General features: G+C 69.0%; 1 pseudogene. It reads right to left on the minus strand.

The annotated features are described in order from the left end of the window. A pseudogene (locus AAEY75_RS15815) lies at positions 1–224 on the minus strand (hypothetical protein); the annotation flags it as partial. Positions 225–261: the final 37 nt, after the last annotated feature.

The following is a 261-nucleotide window of genomic DNA, read 5'->3' on the forward strand; positions in this document are numbered from 1 at the left end:
GGGAAATACAGCGCGATCCCGCGGTCGAGCGGCGCGCCGTGCGCGTCGAGAAACGGCACGTAGCTCGCGTGGCGTGGCGCGAGCTTTTGCCCGCACAACGCGTCGATCAGCGGCAGCGCGGCCGCCTCGCCGCCACGCCCGAACGACACGCGGACGACCCCGATGCCGCCCCGGCCGGCAGCGGTGGCAATGGCGACGATCGGATCGGAATCGGTAGCGAGCATGGGAATCGGAGAAATCGGGTAATCAGCGAGTCAATGG

It is taken from the genome of Psychrobacter sp. TB55-MNA-CIBAN-0194 (genome assembly GCF_040309505.1).
Lineage (GTDB): Bacteria > Pseudomonadota > Gammaproteobacteria > Pseudomonadales > Moraxellaceae > Psychrobacter > Psychrobacter fozii.